Origin of the sequence: Pseudomonas sp. NPDC087690 (genome assembly GCF_044743175.1) — a bacterium.
Lineage (GTDB): Bacteria > Pseudomonadota > Gammaproteobacteria > Pseudomonadales > Pseudomonadaceae > Aquipseudomonas.
In genome coordinates, this window is sequence record NZ_JBIUVX010000093.1 from 1 (window position 1) to 3,325 (window position 3,325).

The window sequence follows — 3,325 nt, forward strand, 5'->3', positions numbered from 1 at the left end:
CAATACCTTGGCAAAAAAGGTGAATTGACTCAGGTGATGAAGACCCTGGGAAATTAGCCGGCAGAAGAGCGTCCGCAAGTCGGCGCCCTGATCAACGTTGCCAAGGAACGTGTCACAGGCGTACTCAATGCGCGCATGGCCCTGTTTGAAGAAGCCGAACTGGCTGCCAAACTGTCTGCCGAATCCATTGACGTGACGTTGCCGGGCCGTGGCCAGACCTCCGGTGGTCTGCATCCGGTAACCCGGACTCTGGAACGTGTTGAACAGTTCTTCACCCGTATCGGCTACGGCATCGCTGAAGGCCCAGAGGTCGAAGACGACTATCACAACTTTGAAGCGCTCAACATCCCAGGCCATCACCCGGCCCGGTCGATGCACGATACCTTCTATTTCAACGCCAACATGCTGTTGCGCACCCATACCTCGCCGGTACAGGTCCGCACCATGGAATCGAAGCAGCCGCCGATCCGCATTGTCTGCCCAGGCCGTGTGTACCGCAGCGACTCCGATATCACCCACTCGCCGATGTTCCACCAGGTCGAAGGCCTGCTGGTCGATCGCGACATCAATTTCGCCGATCTCAAAGGCACCATCGAAGAGTTCCTGCGGGTGTTCTTCGAAAAAGAACTGGCCGTACGTTTCCGTCCTTCGTACTTCCCGTTCACCGAGCCATCCGCTGAAGTCGACATGGAATGCGTGATGTGCAGCGGCAAAGGCTGCCGCGTCTGCAAGCAGACTGGCTGGCTGGAAGTGATGGGCTGCGGCATGGTTCACCCGAACGTACTGCGCATGTCCGGCATCGATCCGGAAGAGTTCTCCGGTTTTGCCTTCGGCATGGGCGTCGAGCGTCTGGCCATGCTCCGTTACGGCGTGAACGACTTGCGTCTGTTCTTCGACAACGACTTGCGGTTCCTCGCGCAATTTCGCTAGTCGTAACGAATTCTTAGGAGAGCAGGATGAAATTCAGTGAACAATGGCTGCGTGGCTGGGTTAGCCCGCAGGTAAATCGCGACGAGCTGGTTGCTCGTCTGTCGATGGCCGGTCTTGAGGTCGATAGCGTTACGCCGGCCGCCGGTGTTTTCAGTGGTGTGGTGGTGGGCGAGGTGCTGAGCACCGAGCAACATCCTGATGCCGACAAGTTGCGCGTGTGCCAGGTCAGCAATGGCGCGGAAACCTTCCAGGTCGTCTGCGGTGCGCCAAACGTGCGTCCGGGCCTGAAGATCCCGTTCGCGATGATCGGTGCCGAACTGCCGGGCGACTTCAAAATCAAGAAAGCCAAGCTGCGTGGCGTTGAGTCCAACGGCATGCTGTGCTCGCAAGCCGAGCTGCAGGTTGGCGAAGGCAACGACGGTCTGATGGAACTGCCGGCCGATGCGCCGGTGGGCAAAGATTTCCGCGTGTATCTGGATCTGGAAGACGCCAGCATCGAAGTCGACCTGACTCCGAACCGTGGCGACTGCCTGTCCCTGGCCGGTCTGGCCCGTGAAGTCGGTGCGCTGTACGACGCGCCGGTCACTCGTCCGGTGGTCATGAGCATTCCTGCCGTGCACGACGAAGTACGCTCGGTAGAAGTGTTGGCACCTGCGGCATGCCCGCGCTACCTGGGGCGCGTTATCCGCAACGTTGACCTGTCCAAGCCTACGCCGCTGTGGATGGTTGAACGTCTGCGTCGTGCCGACGTGCGCAGCATCGACGCTGCCGTCGACATCACCAACTACGTGATGCTGGAACTGGGGCAGCCTCTGCACGCTTTCGATCTCGCCGAAATCAATGGCGGCATCTGCGTGCGCATGGCGGAAGAGGGCGAGAAGCTGGTGCTGCTCGACGGTCAGGAAGTCAGCCTGCGTAGCGATACGCTGGTGATTGCCGACCACACTCGCGCCCTGGCGATTGCCGGTGTGATGGGTGGCGAGCACAGCGGTGTTTCCGCGACCACTCGCGATGTATTCCTGGAAAGTGCGTTCTTCGACCAGATTGCTGTGGCGGGCAAGGCTCGTTCGTACGGCCTGCACACCGACGCTTCGCACCGCTACGAGCGTGGTGTTGACTGGCAACTGGCCCGTGAAGCCATGGAGCGCGCCACTGGCCTGCTGCTGGAAATCACTGGTGGTGACGCCGGCCCGATCATCGAGACCGTGAGCGAGCAGCACCTGCCGTCGATCGCACCGATCACCCTGCGTTCCCAGCGCATTACCCAGATGCTCGGTATGGAAATGGATTCAGCCCAAGTCGAGCGTTTGCTCGGCGGACTGGGTCTGGGTATCACTGCCGACGGTGAAGGTCAGTGGCGCGTAGAAGTACCAAGCCATCGCTTCGACATCAGCCTGGAAGTCGATCTGATCGAAGAGCTGGCCCGTCTGTACGGCTACAACCGTCTGCCGGTTCGTTACCCGCAAGCGCGCCTGGCGCCGCAAGCCAAGGCTGAAGCGCGTAGCGATCTGCCGGAACTGCGTCGTCTGCTGGTCGCGCGTGGTTATCAGGAAGCGATCACTTACAGCTTCATCGATCCACGTCAGTTCGAGCTGTTCAATCCGGGTGTTGAGCCGCTGTTGCTGGCCAATCCGATCTCCAATGACATGGCAGCCATGCGCTCGTCGCTGTGGCCGGGTCTGGTCAAAGCGCTGCAGCACAACCTCAATCGCCAGCAGGATCGCGTGCGTCTGTTCGAAAGCGGTCTGCGCTTCGTCGGTCAGCTCGAAGGCCTGAAGCAAGAGCCGATGCTGTCCGGTGTGGTTTGCGGTAGCCGTCTGCCGGAAGGCTGGGCGCAAGGTCGCGACACCGTCGACTTCTTCGACGTCAAAGCTGACGTGGAAGCGGTGCTGGGCTTTGCCGGTGCACTGGAATCATTCACCTTCGCACCGGGCAAACACCCAGCGCTGCATCCGGGTCAAACCGCGCGCATCGAGCGAGAAGGGCGTGAAGTCGGCTTCATCGGTGCTATCCACCCGGAATTGTCGAAAGCTTTGGGTCTGGATCGTCCCGTATTCGTTTTTGAGCTGGTTCTGGCTGAAGTGGCGCTCGGTAAAATGCCGAAATTCCACGAGTTGTCGCGCTTTCCTGAAGTGCGTCGTGACCTTGCACTGATCGCGCACAAAGACGTTGCAGCCTCGGCTGTACTGGACGTAATCCGTGAAAATGCAGGCGAATGGCTCACAGATCTCAGGCTGTTTGACGTATATCAGGGTAAAGGCATTGATCCTGATAGAAAAAGCCTTGCAGTTGGCTTGACCTGGCAGCATCCATCGCGCACTCTTAATGACGATGAGGTGAATTCGACGACGCAAAATATCCTCACCTCGCTCGAACACAGGTTGAACGCCACGTT

Annotated in this window: 1 protein-coding gene and 1 pseudogene; both read left to right on the forward strand. The window is 59.3% G+C overall.

All coding sequences use genetic code 11. The annotated features are described in order from the left end of the window. Positions 1-930, forward strand: a pseudogene (gene pheS / locus ACIPIZ_RS29450) (phenylalanine--tRNA ligase subunit alpha); the annotation flags it as partial. 26 nt (positions 931-956) lie between these two features. Continuing rightward, a partial coding sequence (gene pheT / locus ACIPIZ_RS29455; protein ID WP_401169021.1) for a phenylalanine--tRNA ligase subunit beta occupies positions 957-3,325 on the forward strand: 2,369 nt, incomplete at its 3' end.